Source organism: Arachidicoccus sp., assembly GCF_050436765.1.
GTDB lineage: Bacteria > Bacteroidota > Bacteroidia > Chitinophagales > Chitinophagaceae > Arachidicoccus.
Map to the genome: position 1 here is coordinate 16,180 of NZ_JBNQGD010000335.1, position 16,990 is coordinate 33,169.

Annotated in this window: 11 protein-coding genes and 2 tRNA genes; 2 read left to right on the forward strand and 11 right to left on the reverse strand. The window is 38.6% G+C overall.

The features are described 5' to 3' along the window. Nucleotides 1-38: 38 nt before the first annotated feature. The 8 genes from ACQR30_RS14425 to ACQR30_RS14460 all read right to left on the reverse strand — a co-directional run bounded on the left by ACQR30_RS14425 (nt 39) and on the right by ACQR30_RS14460 (nt 12,717). Nucleotides 39-3,080 (reverse strand): vitamin B12 dependent-methionine synthase activation domain-containing protein, encoded by a 3,042-nt coding sequence (locus tag ACQR30_RS14425; protein ID WP_429736340.1) that lies wholly within the window; start codon nt 3,078-3,080, stop codon nt 39-41. Nucleotides 3,081-3,141: 61 nt separating this feature from the next. Continuing rightward, nucleotides 3,142-4,161, reverse strand: coding sequence for a homocysteine S-methyltransferase family protein (locus tag ACQR30_RS14430; protein WP_429736342.1), 1,020 nt, complete (start codon nt 4,159-4,161; stop codon nt 3,142-3,144). A gap of 259 nt (nt 4,162-4,420) precedes the next feature. Next, nucleotides 4,421-5,035, reverse strand: coding sequence for a recombination mediator RecR (gene recR, locus ACQR30_RS14435; RefSeq protein ID WP_429736344.1), 615 nt, complete (start codon nt 5,033-5,035; stop codon nt 4,421-4,423). 1 nt (nt 5,036) lies between these two features. Continuing rightward, entirely contained in the window at nt 5,037-5,825 is a 789-nt protein-coding gene (locus ACQR30_RS14440) for a hypothetical protein (RefSeq protein ID WP_429736346.1), read from the reverse strand. 171 nt (nt 5,826-5,996) lie between these two features. Then, nucleotides 5,997-6,515, reverse strand: coding sequence for an Ig-like domain-containing protein (locus tag ACQR30_RS14445; protein ID WP_429736348.1), 519 nt, complete (start codon nt 6,513-6,515; stop codon nt 5,997-5,999). 107 nt (nt 6,516-6,622) lie between these two features. Then, nucleotides 6,623-8,503, reverse strand: coding sequence for a CocE/NonD family hydrolase (locus ACQR30_RS14450; protein WP_429736350.1), 1,881 nt, complete (start codon nt 8,501-8,503; stop codon nt 6,623-6,625). A 171-nt stretch (nt 8,504-8,674) separates the two neighbouring features. Then, complete coding sequence (locus ACQR30_RS14455) at nt 8,675-11,833, reverse strand: ATP-dependent helicase (RefSeq protein ID WP_429736352.1); 3,159 nt, start codon at nt 11,831-11,833, stop codon at nt 8,675-8,677. A 227-nt stretch (nt 11,834-12,060) separates the two neighbouring features. Further along, nucleotides 12,061-12,717, reverse strand: coding sequence for a tetratricopeptide repeat protein (locus tag ACQR30_RS14460; protein WP_429736354.1), 657 nt, complete (start codon nt 12,715-12,717; stop codon nt 12,061-12,063). A gap of 129 nt (nt 12,718-12,846) precedes the next feature. Between ACQR30_RS14460 and ACQR30_RS14465 the strand changes: the two genes are divergently transcribed. Beyond that, a tRNA-Arg gene (locus ACQR30_RS14465) sits at nt 12,847-12,918 on the forward strand. A 336-nt stretch (nt 12,919-13,254) separates the two neighbouring features. Here the strand turns inward: ACQR30_RS14465 and ACQR30_RS14470 are convergent. Beyond that, nucleotides 13,255-14,277, reverse strand: coding sequence for an LLM class flavin-dependent oxidoreductase (locus ACQR30_RS14470; protein WP_429736356.1), 1,023 nt, complete (start codon nt 14,275-14,277; stop codon nt 13,255-13,257). Nucleotides 14,278-14,727: 450 nt separating this feature from the next. Here ACQR30_RS14470 and ACQR30_RS14475 point away from each other — a divergent pair, with 450 nt between their 5' ends. Then, nucleotides 14,728-15,486 (forward strand): helix-turn-helix domain-containing protein, encoded by a 759-nt coding sequence (locus ACQR30_RS14475; RefSeq protein ID WP_429736358.1) that lies wholly within the window; start codon nt 14,728-14,730, stop codon nt 15,484-15,486. Nucleotides 15,487-15,535: 49 nt separating this feature from the next. Here ACQR30_RS14475 and ACQR30_RS14480 read toward each other — a convergent pair whose 3' ends face one another. Both ACQR30_RS14480 and ACQR30_RS14485 read right to left on the reverse strand, forming a co-directional pair. Further along, on the reverse strand, nt 15,536-16,849 hold the full coding sequence (locus ACQR30_RS14480) for a UDP-glucose dehydrogenase family protein (RefSeq protein ID WP_429736360.1): 1,314 nt from the start codon (nt 16,847-16,849) through the stop codon (nt 15,536-15,538). A 15-nt stretch (nt 16,850-16,864) separates the two neighbouring features. After that, a tRNA-Arg gene (locus ACQR30_RS14485) sits at nt 16,865-16,936 on the reverse strand. Nucleotides 16,937-16,990: the final 54 nt, after the last annotated feature.

The window sequence follows — 16,990 nt, forward strand, 5'->3', positions numbered from 1 at the left end:
TCTATCAAATCAACGTTCGCAAAATGATGAATAGAAGTTTATTCCATTACCGGCCTTAGCCATTTTTCAGCATATGCTTCATCCCAATGTTTACGTGCTTTGTAATTATCATATTGGTCTTGCAATATCCTGCCAATGCCAAAATATTGACTTTGAGGATGAGAAAAATACCAGCCGCAGACACTGGAAGCGGGATACATTGCTAATGCTTCGGTTAATTCTATTCCAATGGATTCAGTAACTTTTAATAAATCGAACAGCTTAAATTTCTCGGTATGCTCAGGACATGCCGGATAACCTGGAGCGGGACGAACCCCAATATATTTTTCGTGTATCAAATCATCTTTACTAAGATTTTCATCTTTTACATAACCCCAGTATTGCATGCGTGTTTTCTTGTGCAACATTTCTGCAAAAGACTCTACCAGCCTATCACTCATTGCCTGCAACATTATTTTATTATAGTCGTCATGATCGGCAATAAACCGTTGTAAATGCGGCTCAATACCCTTGATGGTAACGGCAAAGGCACCCATAAAATCATCCCCATATTCTGCAGGCATTATAAAATCAGACAAAGAAAGATTAGGCTGACTAGCTGCTTTTTTCACCTGTTGACGCAAAAATTCCAAAGTTTCTTTTTTACCATTCATCTCCACTTCCACGGTGTCCGGTGCGGTTTTACGTGCATTCATAAATGCTACCATACCGTTAGCAGTCAACCATTTCTCTTTAATAATTGTGTCGAGCATCTCATTGGCATCCTTATATAATTTAGTTGCTTCTATCCCCACAACTTTATCGGTTAAGATGTCGGGAAAATTGCCATGCAATTCCCAACTGATGAAAAAAGGTTTCCAATCGATATACTCACGTATTTCACTAAGACTGTGATCTATAAAGTTCTTTGTGCCAATGAAGGTTGGCCTGACAGGTTGATAATTTTCCCAGTTCACTTTTAGGGCATTTGCCTTCGCATCAGCATAAGGAATAAATTGTTTAACCGGCTTTTTATTTTCAAAATTCGTCTTAATTTTTTCATACTCTTCTTTAATACCGGCCAGAAATCCGGGTTTTTGCTCCGGGTTCAGCAAGTTGCTAACTACTGTAACGCTGCGCGAAGCATCTAAAACATGGACTACACCATAATCATAATTAGGTGCAATTTTTACCGCAGTGTGAATACGCGAAGTGGTTGCCCCCCCAATCAGTAAAGGCAGATTCATATTACGGCGTTTCATTTCTTTTGCAACGCCTACCATTTCATCTAGTGAAGGAGTAATGAGACCACTAACCCCAATCATCGAGACATTTTCTTTTATCGCCGTATCCAACAATTTATCAGTAGGAACCATCACGCCTAAATCAATCACTTCATAGCCATTACAACCTAGTACGACTCCTACAATATTTTTTCCAATGTCATGTACATCGCCTTTAACAGTCGCCATTAATATTTTCGCTGCACCCTCATTTTTCCGTCCTGGTGTTGCTAAATCTTCCTTTATTTTTTCAGTGAGCTCTTTTATCTGTTGTAACTTATTTTGGATAACATTTTTTGCCGATTCGCGGTGTTGAATAATTTCTTCTTCCCCGATTTTAAACACTACAAATCCGCCTTCATTAATAGCGGATATCTTTTGTTCATCGGCTTCCCCTTTATCTATAATCAAACAAAGCCTGCCTACACTCGAAGCAAAATCAATATTTTGTCCATTAATCGAAATATCTTTTTGAAACGCATATTTCACCAAACTACCGTCATTCAATATCTGCTCTAAAGCTTCTTTGGCTTCATTAATATTAGATGAAAGCATGGGGGCGACCTCTGCCAAATCTTTTACGACTACTTGATTAATTGTTTTTTCTTCTTCAATAAATGGAAAAAGATAGGCCACACTTTTCTTCATAACACGAGCACTTTTCACCACTTGCGGCAAAAACATTTTTCCTGAACCAAACAAATCACCTACCACATCCATACCTGCCATTAATGGCCCTTCTATCACCTCAAGCGGCCTGGCAAATTGACGGCGGGCCTCTTCGGTATCCCCATCAATATAGTCAGTAATGCCATTTACCAATGCATGCTTTAATCTTTCATTGACATCAGTATTACGCCAAGCATCATCCTTTTTAATCTCTTTTCCTTTCGACTTTACGGTTTCGGCAAAAGCAATTAATTTTTCTGTCGCACCATTATCATCATTGTTCTTATTGAGTATTACATCTTCGCATAAGTCACGTAGTTTGGGATCAATCTGATCATAGACTACCAACTGACCCGCATTTACAATCCCCATATCCATGCCGGCATGGGTTGCATAATATAAAAACACACTGTGCATCGCCTCACGAACTGTTTCATTTCCTCTAAAAGAAAAGGACAGATTACTAACGCCGCCACTAATTTTTACCAAGGGAAAGCGCTGCTTAATAATCTTACAGGCTTCGATAAAATCTACCCCATAATTATTGTGCTCCTCTAAACCCGTAGCAATAGCAAAAATATTTAAATCAAAAATAATGTCCTGCGGCGGGTAGCCCACTTGCTCGGTCAATATTTTATAGGCATCAGAACAAATATTTACCTTTCTTTCTAAAGTATCAGCCTGGCCAATTTCATCAAAAGCCATAACTACAATAGCAGCACCAAAGCTTCTACAAATGAAAGCCTGTTCTACAAACTTCTCCACCCCTTCTTTCATCGAAATAGAGTTCACAATACATTTACCTTGGACACACTTCAAGCCTGCCTCTATAATATTAAACTTTGAAGAGTCAATCATTATCGGAATCTTGGCAATTTCCGGCTCTGCCTGAACCAAATTTAGAAAATCAGTCATTGCCTTTTCACCATCAAGCATTGCATCATCCATGTTGATATCGATCACTTGCGCACCGCTCTCTACTTGCTGCCGCGCAACACTCAAAGCATCTTCAAAAAGACCTTCACGAATGAGGCGTGCAAACTTTTTTGAACCAGTTACATTGGTACGTTCCCCTATATTGACAAAATTTGATTCCGGTCTTACCACTAGTGGCTCTAAGCCTGAGAGATATAAATAAGGTTTTATCATTTTATTCTGTTATCCGTTTTTTTTGAACTGATTATTCTTTACTAAAGGAATAAATATCCCTTTACAAAATACTTTCTGTTACAGGCAATGTCCTTGGCTTTAAGTTCTTCACCGCATCAGCAATATGCTTGATATGATCCGGTGTAGTACCACAACAGCCGCCTACAATATTTACATACCCATTTTTTGCCCAGTCTTCCAGAAAATGCGCGGTTTCATGGGGTTGCTCATCATACTCACCCATAGCATTTGGTAACCCTGCATTAGGATATGCCGAGGTGTAACAACTTGCAATACCACTCAATTCTGCAATATGCGGGCGCATTTCCGCCGCACCTAAGGCACAGTTCAATCCTACACTCAAGGGCTCAGCATGACTAACCGAAACATAAAATGCTTCTAACGTCTGCCCGCTTAGTGTTCTGCCACTCGCATCCGTAATCGTACCCGAAATCATAATGGGTAGTTCCGGCTTCCCGATTTCTCTGAAATATTTTTTAATGGCGTAAATAGCGGCTTTACTGTTTAGTGTATCAAATATCGTTTCTACCAACAAAATATCGACTCCGCCATCTACTAAACCCTTTATCTGTTCGGTGTAAGCATCAGCAACTTCATCAAAACTTACTGCTCTGAAACCCGGATTATTTACATCTGGGGACAGCGACAAAGTCTTATTTAACGGCCCCATTGCCCCCGCAACAAAAGCAACGCCTTTTTCTTTACCGGCCGGCGTCTGCAGAAATTTGTCAATAGCATTTCGCGCTCGTTGTGCAGCAGCAACATTCAATTCATAAGCCAGCGATTGCATATCGTAATCGGCCTGCGCAATTTTGGTGCTGCTAAAAGTATTGGTTTCCAAAATATCTGAACCAGCCTCCAAATACTGCATATGAATTGCCTCAATGACCTGTGGCCTTGTAATACTCAACAAATCATTATTGCCCTTCAGATCGAGGTGCCAATCCTTAAATCGCTCGCCACGAAAATCTTCTTCTTCCAACTTGTATTGCTGAATCATCGTACCCATAGCGCCGTCAATCACTAAGACGCGCTGCTGTAATAATTCTCTTATATCCATATTCAGATAATTAAAATTAATAATGAACAATGAATAATATTTACTCATCATCTCAATCACGGGCCAATAAAACGTTTGGGAAATTATTTTAGATATATATTCGGAAACGTTTATTAGTTCTTTTAGAGGCTGAACAATAAACAAATCTGCCTACAATGTGCAAATTTACGATTATTTATAATAAGTGAAAAATGAAAAGTGGGGAAAATGGGTAAGGCAAAAAAGATAGCTTGAAGAGCTACCAATATCTAGCCCATATCTATCGTACATAACTTTCTACCGGCAACCTGTTTGCGAGGCTGCGGCCAAGGGTCAATTCATCCGCAAATTCCAGTTCGCCACCAAAAGCAATGCCACGCGCAATGGTGGTAACTTTGCAAGAAGATTTTTGCAATTTTTTCTGAATATAATAAATGGTGGTATCCCCCTGAATATTGGGGTTAAGTGCAAAAATAAGTTCTTCTATTTCCTCTTTCTCTACACGATTAATGAGTGCCTCAATGGTCAAATCGTTAGGACCAACACCATCTAAAGGAGAAATAACACCGCCTAAAACATGATAAGTTCCGCTAAACTGTTCGGTACTTTCTATAGCTATTACATCACGAATATTCTCAACCACGCAAATCAAATGCTTCTTACGCATAGAATTGCTGCAGATAGCACAAATATCATTATCACTAATATTAAAACACCTTTTGCAAAACTTAATGCCAGAGCGCATTTGTGCGATCGTTTCACTAAAATGATTGACCTCCCCCTGTTCCTGCTTTAGTAAATGCAATACCAATCGCAAAGCGGTCTTTTTGCCAATACCCGGGAGTTTGGCAAATTCGTTAACGGCTTTCTCAAGAAGTGAAGAGGGTAACTGCATTTTACAAGTTTAATGGTTTGTTCGCACCCGAATTACTATTTGGATCCGCCTTCAAATATATATCCCACTGATTGATAATATCGGCAATAAAATCAAATTCCTTTTTGATAGGAACTACTTTTTCCGGCTGTATTCTCTTCTGATAATTTCCGGGAGTCCATTTTAAATCCCCATTTAAATCATACAAAATCCGGAAGTGATATTTTCCCGGTTCAAACAAAGGAATTTTCACTTCCCTGCCTGCGCCGATGGCAATAGAATCAACCATTTTATCCGAAGAAAATATCTGCAAAACAGGTTTTAGAGATGTATCCACATCGGGGAAATCAAGCTGTACTGTCGCATAATCGTGATTGGTTTTTGTTTGAAACCTTATCGTATCGGCCTTCGCCAGTGAAACGCCAAAACTATCTATGGCTGCATCTTTTGGAAAAATCAAGTAGAAATCTTTTCCTTCTTCCCAATGCCTACTAATCATAAACTGCTTATTTGTCGTATCCGTCTTTACTCTTTGTACGGTGTAGTTTTTTATTGGCGAATAATTGGTATCCACCAATTCAATCTTTGCAGAATCAAAAACTTTCAAAGGCTTACTATAATCAATCTCTAATGGTACTAATAGCCCCTGTTTTCCATTAGAAATATTTGTGGAAACTGTCAAAGGCTTTTTGGCTTCTTGTTCCTTACGTTTTGCTAATTGCTTTTCAGAAATTGTAACAGCATTTTTTGGTGGGGGTATTACAGGAAATGCCTGAAATGCATATAATGTAAGATTCTGCGTCGATGGCAAATTATTTGTATTAATCGAGCTGTCTAAATAAGCAAATTGTGCAGTTGAGTCGTTGTAATTTTTCTGGTATGAGTTGGCAAAAAAAAAAATGTTAAAATTTTTCTTTTGCCAAAAATGTAAAACAAAACGGCCAGCAAAATAGATTTTAGTATAATAATTAGGATTAGTAGTTTATACTGAGCTATCAGATAAATTGGTATACAATACCGCCAATAATGTAGAATCTACACCACCTGTTTGGGCCAAAATAACTTTCCCCGTAATAGAATCTGTATCTAAATGATCGCCCGTGCTAAAAACATAAGTAAAATTTTTCAACGTGTTCCCTTCATTAATATCTTTCAAGGCCTTCCCAAAATCATAGGCGTATGTAGTATTAGGCTCTAAAGTATCTTTTATCTTTATAGTAACCGTACGCAAATTACTTTCTACCGTAGGAATACTTTTAGGAATTGGTGATACAATTAGATTCGTAAAAATATTATCCAAGGTTACATATTCATCAAAATTGAGCGTTATTGTCTTTGCTTTAAAGTTCAAAGTTGAATCCTTAGGCATCGCCTGCAAAAGCACTGGAGGCAAAGTATCTCGAGGTCCACCATCGGGCGGAACAATTACAGCACAACCGGTTGGAAGCAGCCAACAACAAAAAACAATGATGATACTAACAAACAGGAATATTTTTTTCATTCAAAAATTTGGGTATTGCCCTTTCGACAAAATTATTGTTTCACAATTACTTTAGGTAGTTTTTACCGGAATTTTATATTATTCTTTGAAAGAAAGTTTAATCTTTATCAGCGGATACACCAAATACCTGTTTCTAACGACGAAGGCATATCTTTTTGGTGATACAATTGAATCGTTGCTTTTTTGAAATCCTGCGGCGCCGCCGTATATATATTTTCAAACACCTGAGGGTTACGGTCTACCAAAGGAAACCATGTACTTTGAATTTGAATCATAATGCGATGACCTTTCTTAAACGTATACAATACATCCGGCACATGAAATTTCACCAACGTCGGTTTGTCGGGTATAAATGCTTCGGGCTTTTCAAAACTATTACGATACTTACCACGCATAATTTCTGCACGGACCAAGGCTTCATATCCTCCTGCAACCACCTCTTTTCCATCTACCACATAATTGCTCAGTGTATCAGGATAAACGTCAATCAATTTGATGATAAAATCGGCGTCTGTTCCCGAGGTAGACACATACAAATTAGCTTCAGTTGCTCCAGCTAAAGTTACACTGCTATCTAGTGTCGGCGTAGAGAAAGTCAATACGTCAGCTCTGCGCGAAGCAAAACGCTGATCGGCATCCATATAAGTAACACCCCTATCCGCTTTTATCCCCCCTTCATAAGGCACCGGTTTTGCAGGATCAGAATTGTATTGGTCTGAAGAATTGGTCGCCTCTGGTGGCCGGAACGAGAGTCGATTTCCCTCGGCGAAATATAATTTAGTCGGCCTAATGTTTTTTGATGGCCAGCGATTAAAAGTATTCCATCGGTTCATTCCCACATCATACAACAAGGCCTCAGGCAAATGCGGCATGGGGGCATCCTTCAGATAATGCATAAAAAACGGGAATTCTATATTCTTCTGAAACCAACGACTGGTATTAAATCCAAAAGGGATATCTCCTAGGTGATTCATATTCATACTTGCCCACCCTCCATGATACCATGGCCCCATTACCAAGATATTTTCGTTTCCGGGATTTTTACGCTCAATACTTTGATATGTATTTACCGTACCCCACTGATCTTCTGCGTCGTACCAACCACCGACAAGCATTGTTGCTGCCTTCACATTCTTCATAAACTTACGAATATCACGTGCTTGCCACCATTTATCGTAATTGGGATGCATCAAAACGGTATCAAAGAATGGCGCGAGATGATGGTAATATTCTTTATTAACATTGGGTACCGTTTGCATTTTTAAAAAGAACTGATAATTATCGCTGTACCTGGCATTCAGTGGAGGCATTTTATTTTTATTCGGACCATTGGTGGAATTGACAAACCAATAATCAAAATCAAATTCATCCATCAAAAAGAATGCACCATTATGGTGGGTATCGTCGCCCAAAAACCAATTGGTCACGGGTGCTTGAGGGGACACTACTTTAATTGCAGCGTTACCAGATAATGCGGCATTAGTCGCAAAAAATCCGGGATAAGAAATGCCCCACACGCCCACTTTCCCGTTGTTGTGGGCAACATTTTTCACTAACCAGTCTACTGCGTCATAGGTATCCGATGCCTCATCGTGTTGGGTGCCTTTTTTGTTAACAATAAAGGGCGTAATATCTGTCCAGTCACCTTGGCTGTGGTGCTTACCACGTACATCCTGATAAACGAAGATAAATCCTTCTTCCATGAATTCGGGCGATGGCCCTAGTAAATACGGGAATTTATCCTGTTCATAAGGCGCTACCGAATAACAAGTACGCATCATCATCATCGGATATGTTTTAGACGTATCTTTTGGCACATATACATTCGTGAAAAGTCTTACACCATCGCGCATAGGAATCATAAACTCATACTTATTGTAATGCGTACGAGCATAACTTGTATCAAAAGGTAAAACGTCCCGGTGCTGGGCTTGCAAAACACTATTTAAACATAAAAGAATGGCAGTGAAGAAAAATAATTTTTTCATAAATTGACTTGAAAAATGAATGTACTAAAGTAAGGATTATATTCTGTTTATGTTTCAGCCGGCTGCTGGGAAATATGGCGAAACACTATACATCTGTTAGTTTCTTGCTAAGTGTTTGCCCGTTTTTTGAATGCCAAACAAAAATGAAGTAAATCTACAAACCATTTTAAATTACACTTCTTCTTCGTCCAAATCATGCAATTCCACATATAGATCATTGTCTTTTACAAAATTGCAATAATGGCAATCTTCTTTACCACAACCCGTATAAAAATCCCTTTCTTGAATTTTGTGCCATACTTCTTGCATCTGCTGTTTCACGACTTCCACTTCTCCGGGCGCTATACTCAGTTTAGCTCTGTGGTATTCTTTTTTATTATCTGGCTCTACAAAATCGAATTCGACGCTGGTAACTCGCCAATCTTTTAGATCATAATGATCTAATAATATTTTATAAAAAACAGCTTGCCGCCAATAATCACCCCCCAAGGGATTTTTGTCATCTGGTGCTTTCAGTTTATCTTTTGCGTTATCAAATTTACCTGTTTTATAATCCACTACGTTCACCTGCTTCCCGTCAAATTCCAATTTATCTAGTTTGCCCTTGATAGGCACGCCACCAACCACCACATTTTTGATCATTCTTTCAACGACCACAATTTTGTTCCAACTATCAATATATTTATTGTAATAATTACCCAATATTTCATGTCCATATTCCATGCGCCGATTAAAACTTTCCGCCACAAAATTTTCTCTATTGCGCTTCATACTCCAGTCAAAGTCCTGGATAAATATTTCTTTCGAAGGAAAGATATTATTATGGCTATTCATTTTGGTAAATAATTTTTCTAGAGCAAAATGCACGGCTGTCCCAAATACCAGTGCTTCATTTTTCGCAGCCGGAATGCGCAACAATTGGTTGAAATAAAAACTTAACGGACATTTTAAAAAATTGTTCAAAGCAGTTACATTCATTACAAATTTGTCCAATACCTCATCCAGTAAATCAGCTTCCTGTTTTTGAAGTTCAGGCGCCTGCCTTCTAGTAAATTCCAATAATTGAAAAGCCATTTTTTGCTCTTCACTAATTACGCAAGACTCTGCCACAAATGGCTGCCCTTCCTGTATTTCAGCAATAAATTGCGTCGGTTCCAATTCCTTATTTTTATTATCAAATTTGTAATAGGAAATAAATAAGTGCTGTTCCGCGCGTGTCATCGCCACATAAAAAAGCCGGCGCAATTCTTCTATAACTTTTTCTTTTGCCACCGAAAAAAACAAAGTATCGGGATAAGAGAACCCCCCCATATTACCTCTCTTTTTCTCCCAACTCCCACTGATACAGCCGGCAAAATATACATATTGAAATTCCAAACCTTTGGAACCATGCGCAGTTAGCAGGTTTACTCCTTTGTCCGTTCCATTTATTTCTATGATAGGAATAGGTAATTTTTCTTCCTTCATTAAATCGATATTACTCATCAATTGTTGCAAATTCAAATACGGATTGCGCGCCGTTTCTTCTTTGATGAAATCAAAAAGTGCAGTCAGTATTTTCAGCAATTTGAATTTTTCCGGACTGCCCATTATAAAAGAAATAAGTCCCAATTTAACAATAACATTTTCAAATAATCTTTGTAAGCTCTCATTGGGCACGTCTGCAATCAAGCTTTCTAACGCATTGCTTGCTTTTGCAAACCCTGCGGGAATCGCAGCCGAGAATAGTTCTCTTGCCGGCGCATTTACTTTCTCATACAAAAGCTTTCTAATGGAAGTTTTATCTTCTTTAAATTGCGACTTACTTACTTCAATAGAAAGTTGAGCAATCTCAATAGGTGGAATCGCAAACCAATCGTAGTGTAATATCTCAAACAACATTTCATCACCACCGAAAGGAGCATCCTGCTCCGCATTGAGATAATTTAAAACCATTAGTAGTTTTTTACCAAAGGGTGTTGTAAAAACATTCTCGTTGCGCTTGCTATAATAGAAAATATTTTTAAGTTGAAAATATTTCGCCAGCTCTTCGCCATATTTATGTTCTTTATAGATTACGGCAATTCTTCCGGGCTGAATGCCCTGCTGTATCAACTTTTCAACACTCAACGTAATGCCTATCATTTCATCTCGCTGCGTAGCATATTCGAGTAAAAGTGGCTGAATTGCTAATGCATTAATTTTTTCATTAGAAGCAACCAAGACCTTACTCAAACCCGGTAACTGATTGACTAAACGTTCTTTATTTTTTTCAATTATTGTTCTTGAATGATCCAAGACAGGTTGCACGGAACGATAGTTTTTGGTAAGTACAATAGTCTTCAGATCCTTTGATAAGCCAGTAGCAAAGTCCACCATATTATCCAAGTTCGCCCCTTGAAAACGATAGATACTTTGATCATCATCACCCACGACAAATATATTGGGCTTCTCCCAATAATTCATCAATAAATGCACCAACGAATTTTGCGTACCGCTGGTATCTTGATATTCATCTACCAAAATATATAAATACTGCTCTTGATAATTATTGAGTAGCAATGGATTTTCTTCAAAAGCCTTCAAAACCCAATTAATCATATCATCAAAATCGTACCTATTGTTGCGACGCATCAAGGCCTGATAGCGATCAAACTCCTCAACTGCCGCACGCAATTTGTCCATGCGATCAAGCAAATCTTCAAATTTAGGCTTCAGGTCACCGACATTTTTGTCTTTGAACTTCTTCTTGTATTTATATTCAACGTAATACTGCGAATCTTCCTCACAATTACGCACCTGTTCAATAAACTCGTCGATTTTCTCTTCAATAAAATTGGCCGTCCAACCTTCACGCTTCATTGTGCTAAATAGCGAACGCAGATTAGGAATATCGTAATACACGTCGCCACGATAACGTTTCAGCGGATTGTCTTTTTTAAACCCGTCAATCAATTCTTTAAATAAATCAATACTCTCCAAATCAGAAATTGCATCTAAGGAATTTTTCTCAAAATAAGAAAGATTGGCCTGGATAATATCGTTGCAAAAAGCGTGAAAAGTGTAAATATTTACCTTGTATGCCTCCGCGCCAATAAAGGCTTTCAATCGGCGACGCATTGCGACCACCCCTGCATCCGTATAAGTAAGGCAAAGAATATTCTCAGCCAACGTATCTGTGTTCAACAAAATATTTCCAATGCGTGCCGATAGGATCTGTGTTTTACCTGTTCCAGGCCCGGCAATAACCATTACGGGTCCTTCAATAGTATCTACGGCTTCTTTTTGCTGCTCATTTAAAGTATTGTAAACCTGCTGAAATTTTTGCAACTGTTCTGAATTCTGCGGCATTAATTAATGTATTTGATAGCGAAAGTAAAATGATTTTGGCAATGAACATTAGAAGGAGGGGGGTTTCTCTCGGTACATCCTCACGATAACGCGGGAAACTTTGCCGTCCTTAGCAAATGCAGCCAAGCATTCTCCCCGATTATTCTATTGCTTAACCCGGAAGTTAGGTATAAAAATAAAAAGCACCACAGATAAGTAGTGCTTTTGGAAAATTTATCGGTAAACGGCTAACCTGGCACACGGGAAATATATTTTTGAATTTCTTTGATCTGATTCACCACTTCTTGGGTAGTGGGGTTACAAGCTTTTGCCTTACGGAAAAATTCTTTAGCCGCGCGGAACTCACGTTTATTCATCATTATCTGACACATTCCCAAATTGGCAACCGCTTTACTTTCATTATCGGGAATACCCAATTTTAAAGCCGCTCTCAAATAGCCTTCCGCACCACGCATATCTCCTTTTTGCATCGCCATCATACCGAGTTGTAATTTATTGGCGCCTTCCGCTTCCGGCATTGAAGAACCTATTGCAGAGGATTTTTTTAGGTTTTTTTCCGCTTCTTCAAAATCCTGATTCATCATCGCCAAATTGCCTCTCAAAGTATAATATGTAGAACGGACAGGCTTGATGAGCATACCGGGAAACCAAATAGAATCCATTATTTTTTTTACTTCATCCACATTTCCATCTTCCATCGGTTTTTGAATAAGGCGTAACGGCCCTATTAAAAAATGAGATAACAGACCAATCAAGGCAATAAAATATAACGGGAACATTGCCCAAAAACCAACTGTACCGGAGACATTTAAAACTACCGCAAGAACCGCTAATAAAATACTTAACCAAAAACGGTATTTAATAATCAGATTGTAAAACTTCATTTTATCATTTTTTTCGAGCGGCAAAGATAAGTGGTTTACTCCTTACCTCTGCATAAATAAATTATTTTCCCAAGTAAAGCATTTCTATTTTCAAATTAGAAACCTTACTTTTGCTGCACTTCAAAAATGGGTCTCGTAGTTCAATGGATAGAATAGGAGTTTCCTAAACTCTAGATACAGGTTCGATCCCTGTCGAGACCACAAAAAAGGGACTTAAGCATAACCTAGGTTTTGTCTTTTGTTATGTTGGAAAAGGCTTCAGGATTCCTAGTAAAACATACCGTTATCACTACTCTTAAGGAAAGAAAGTGAACCAAATTTTAAAATAGTTGTACTTTTTTTGCTTTCCAGGATAATATCTATCTACCGGATCGATTAATGACAACCTAATGGGTGCCACCCATATCTATATCTTATACAAATTCAAATAAATCAATAGGGACTCCAGTGGATTAAAATCTTCTTGTCTTTTCTTCTCCTTTATTATGCTGGGAATCTTTTCTAAACTATCTAGTCGGCTCCCGTTATTATTAAAATTTACCGCCAGCCTAATCCAGGAGCCACATGCTCCAAAATAGAAGACAGTACATGTACATTATAGTCTACCCCCAATGTATTGGGTATTGTCAATAAGACCGTATCCGCCTCTTGAATAGCTTCATCCTCTGACAACTCCTTTATAAGTTGATCTGGCTCTGCAGCGTAACTTCTTCCGAAAATGGCGCGTTTACCTGCTTCAATCATCCCAATTTTATCAACCCGATCAGCTTCCTGTCCAAAGAAATAGCGATCTTGATCATTTACCAGGGCGAAAATAGACCGGCTGACGGAAACCCTCGGTTCGCGATCGTGTCCCGCTTTTTTCCAGGCTTCCTTGTACAACCTAATCTGCTCGGCCTGTTGTATATGGAAAGCTTTGCCGCTTTCATCGCTTTTTAAAGTAGAACTTTGAAGGTACATCCCTTTTTCTGCGGCCCAAACCGCCGTATCATTAGAACCAGCTCCCCACCAGATACGATTACGCAATCCTTCTGAATATGGTTCTAAACGTAATAAGCCCGGTGGATTTGGAAACATCGCAGATGGATTAGGTTGGGCAAATCCAACACCTTTTAATCCATTCAGGAATTCCAATGCTTTACGACGTCCCATATCTGCATCAATTTCTCCATTTTCCAGTTCATATCCAAAATAATGCCACCCATTTATTACTTGTTCCGGTGAACCTCTGCTGATGCCCAATTGCAATCGTCCACCCGAAATTAGATCCGCGGCCCCGGCATCTTCCACCATATAAAACGGGTTTTCATAACGCATATCAATTACTCCGGTACCAATCTCTATTTTGCTTGTTTTGGCGCCAATAGCCGAAAGCAAAGGAAATGGGGATGCTAACTGAGGAGCAAAATGATGTACACGAAAATAGGCGCCGTCTATCCCAATTTCTTCCGCAGCAACAGCCAAATCAATGGATTGAAGTAAAGTATCGCTCGCTGTACGTACCTTATAGGAAGGGTGGTTAGCCCAATGTCCAAATGATAAAAATCCTATTTTTTTCATAATTCATAATTTATGTTAAGCGAAGGGCTGTCATCCATTTTGTCGGTTAATATGATCAATTTTTACGTTGCTTTAAAGACGCAGTAAATTAGCCTATGTCAAAGTTCGCTTATTAACACGAACTTTATGAACACCGACAATGAAAAAACAGAAAAACCGTTTGAGTTTGATTACCAAGAGGTGACCAACATAGCCATTAAGCAAAACAAAAACCATTTTGTCCCCCTAAAAGTTGTATCCGTTTTCTGTAGCGAATACATATATTTCACTTCGCATAAAATCATTATGGTGAAAAAAAATCCTTTCTATCTTCTTCTCGCGCAGCACATTTCTGTGCATCAATTTCCAACGAGTCATAAAAAGAGCTAATAAATTAAAGAAAAAAATAATTGTCATACTAAATTAATTAGTATATTGCAACTAATTCAGTTAGTAATTAAACTTAAAAATATGAGTCACGCAGGAAAAAATCTACGCTATCTAAGAAAGTTACGTGGATGGACACAAGAACAATTTGCCAATAAGATATCCATCAAACGCTCTCTGCTTGGGGCTTACGAGGAAGAACGCGCCGAGCCTCGTATAGAGACTTTACAAACCGTATGCGCTATGTTTAAACTTAGCATGGACGACATTTTATTAAAAGACTTGGAAGTTCCAAATGGCGGTGGCAGCTATATAGATAAACGCCGGGCGATGAAAATGGCGAGTTCCGCTTCTGCCGAAATACATTTTGTTCCCGTTAAAGCGGCTGCGGGTTACTTGGCAGGTTATGCCGATACCGAATTTATTGATGAGTTAAATACCTTCACCTTACCCATGTTGGCACCCGGCTATTATCGCGCCTTTGAAATTGTGGGAGATAGTATGTTGCCCACACCCAGTGGTAGCGTAATTGTTGGTGAAAAAGTAGAAAATTTTGAAGAGGTAAAAAACAACAACGCATATATTGTGGTATCACGCAATAATGGCATTGTCTATAAAAGAATCAATAAAAACAATCGTTCAAAAAACAATATTACATTAATAAGCGACAATCCCATTTACGATCCTTATCAAGTAGAGAAAGAAGATATTCTGGAACTTTGGAAAGCGCAGATGATTATTACCAAAGCAACTGTTCAAAACCGTTGGGATGTAGGTCAATTGGCAGGAATGGTGAATAATTTGCAAGAGCAGGTTTCTTCTTTGAAAAAGAAAATGAACTAATTTTCGTCAATGGATTAATGAAACGTTGTGTAAATAATTACCCGAACCCTTATTGCCCCATTCCATAATAAGTAAAACCAGTTTTGTGTAAGAATACATCATCGTAAATATTGCGGCCGTCGAAAACAACTGCAGCTTGCATATTTGACTTTATAAGCTGCCAATTAGGTAGGCGAAACTCGTTCCATTCTGTTATCAGGGCGATGGCACTTGCGCCTTTGATCGTTTCATAAACGTCGCCACACCAAATAACTTTTTCGCCCAAAATTTTTCGTGCTTCATGCATTGCTACAGGATCAAAGACTCTTACAAAAGCGCCTGACTGCAGCAAATCTTCGATTAAGACAAAGGCAGGTGCTTCACGAATATCATCCGTATTAGGTTTGAAGGATAGGCCCCAAACTGCAATCGTCTTGCCCTTTATATCGTTATCAAAATGACGCATGATCTTTTTAAACAAGACTTTCTTTTGGGCATCATTAATATTTTCTACAGCTTCTAATAGTTGTAAATTATAACCATTATCTTTCCCTGTTTTCACCAATGCTTTCACATCTTTTGGAAAACAAGAACCACCATATCCTACACCGGCATACAAAAATTTTTTTCCAATACGCGGATCAGAACCGATGCCTGCACGCACATGAGTAATATTTGCACCCACAATTTCACAGAGATTAGCGATATCATTCATAAAGCTTATCCGAGTAGCCAACATAGCATTAGCCGCATATTTAGTCATTTCAGCAGAAGGAATATCCATATACAAAATACGATAGCCATTTAACAAAAATGGTTTGTATAAAGTATCCATCGTCTCCTTCGCACGGTCGCTATCAATGCCCACAACAATACGATCGGGGCTCATGAAATCTTTAATTGCCGCGCCTTCCTTTAAAAATTCGGGATTAGAAACCACGTCAAAAGTTGTGGTATGATTGTTTAATTGGAGGCCTTCGTTTATTGCCGCTCTTACTTTTTCGGAAGAACCTACAGGAACCGTGCTTTTGGTTATGACAACCGCATAACCCTTTAAATAGGTTCCAATTTCCTTTGCCACAGCCAACACATAGCGCATATCCGCACTACCATCTTCACCGGGAGGTGTACCCACTGCAATAAAAATAGCACCGACGTCTTCAATATTATCAGCCAAAGAAGTACTGAAACTAAGACGTTTCCCTTCTACATTTATTTTTACAATCGTTTCCAGACCGGGTTCATAAATAGGTAAAATACCCTTATTAAGATTGTCAATTTTATTTTTATCAATATCTACACAACAAACCTCCACACCTATATCCGCTAAGCAGGCACCCGTTACCAATCCTACATAGCCTGAACCAACTACTAGTACTTTCATCGTTTGCTGTTTTAGTGGCCTCGCCAAGAATCGAACTTGGATCTGGAGCTTCGGAAACTCTTATACTATCCATTGTACTACGAGGCCTAGATGTATCTTATTTCATTTTGGTTGGCAAAGATAATCTTCCATTTTTTATTT

Excerpts from the sequence above, each read along its gene's own strand:
- ACQR30_RS14430 (WP_429736342.1), bottom strand. The coding sequence starts at position 4,161 with ATGGATATAAGAGAATTATTACAGCAGCGCGTCTTAGTGATTGACGGC.
- recR (WP_429736344.1), bottom strand. The coding sequence starts at position 5,035 with ATGCAGTTACCCTCTTCACTTCTTGAGAAAGCCGTTAACGAATTTGCC.
- ACQR30_RS14455 (WP_429736352.1), bottom strand. The coding sequence starts at position 11,833 with ATGCCGCAGAATTCAGAACAGTTGCAAAAATTTCAGCAGGTTTACAAT.
- ACQR30_RS14445 (WP_429736348.1), bottom strand. The coding sequence starts at position 6,515 with ATGAAAAAAATATTCCTGTTTGTTAGTATCATCATTGTTTTTTGTTGT.
- ACQR30_RS14425 (WP_429736340.1), bottom strand. The coding sequence starts at position 3,080 with ATGATAAAACCTTATTTATATCTCTCAGGCTTAGAGCCACTAGTGGTA.
- ACQR30_RS14470 (WP_429736356.1), bottom strand. The coding sequence starts at position 14,277 with ATGAAAAAAATAGGATTTTTATCATTTGGACATTGGGCTAACCACCCT.
- ACQR30_RS14480 (WP_429736360.1), bottom strand. The coding sequence starts at position 16,849 with ATGAAAGTACTAGTAGTTGGTTCAGGCTATGTAGGATTGGTAACGGGT.
- ACQR30_RS14460 (WP_429736354.1), bottom strand. The coding sequence starts at position 12,717 with ATGAAGTTTTACAATCTGATTATTAAATACCGTTTTTGGTTAAGTATT.
- ACQR30_RS14450 (WP_429736350.1), bottom strand. The coding sequence starts at position 8,503 with ATGAAAAAATTATTTTTCTTCACTGCCATTCTTTTATGTTTAAATAGT.
- ACQR30_RS14475 (WP_429736358.1), top strand. The coding sequence starts at position 14,728 with ATGAGTCACGCAGGAAAAAATCTACGCTATCTAAGAAAGTTACGTGGA.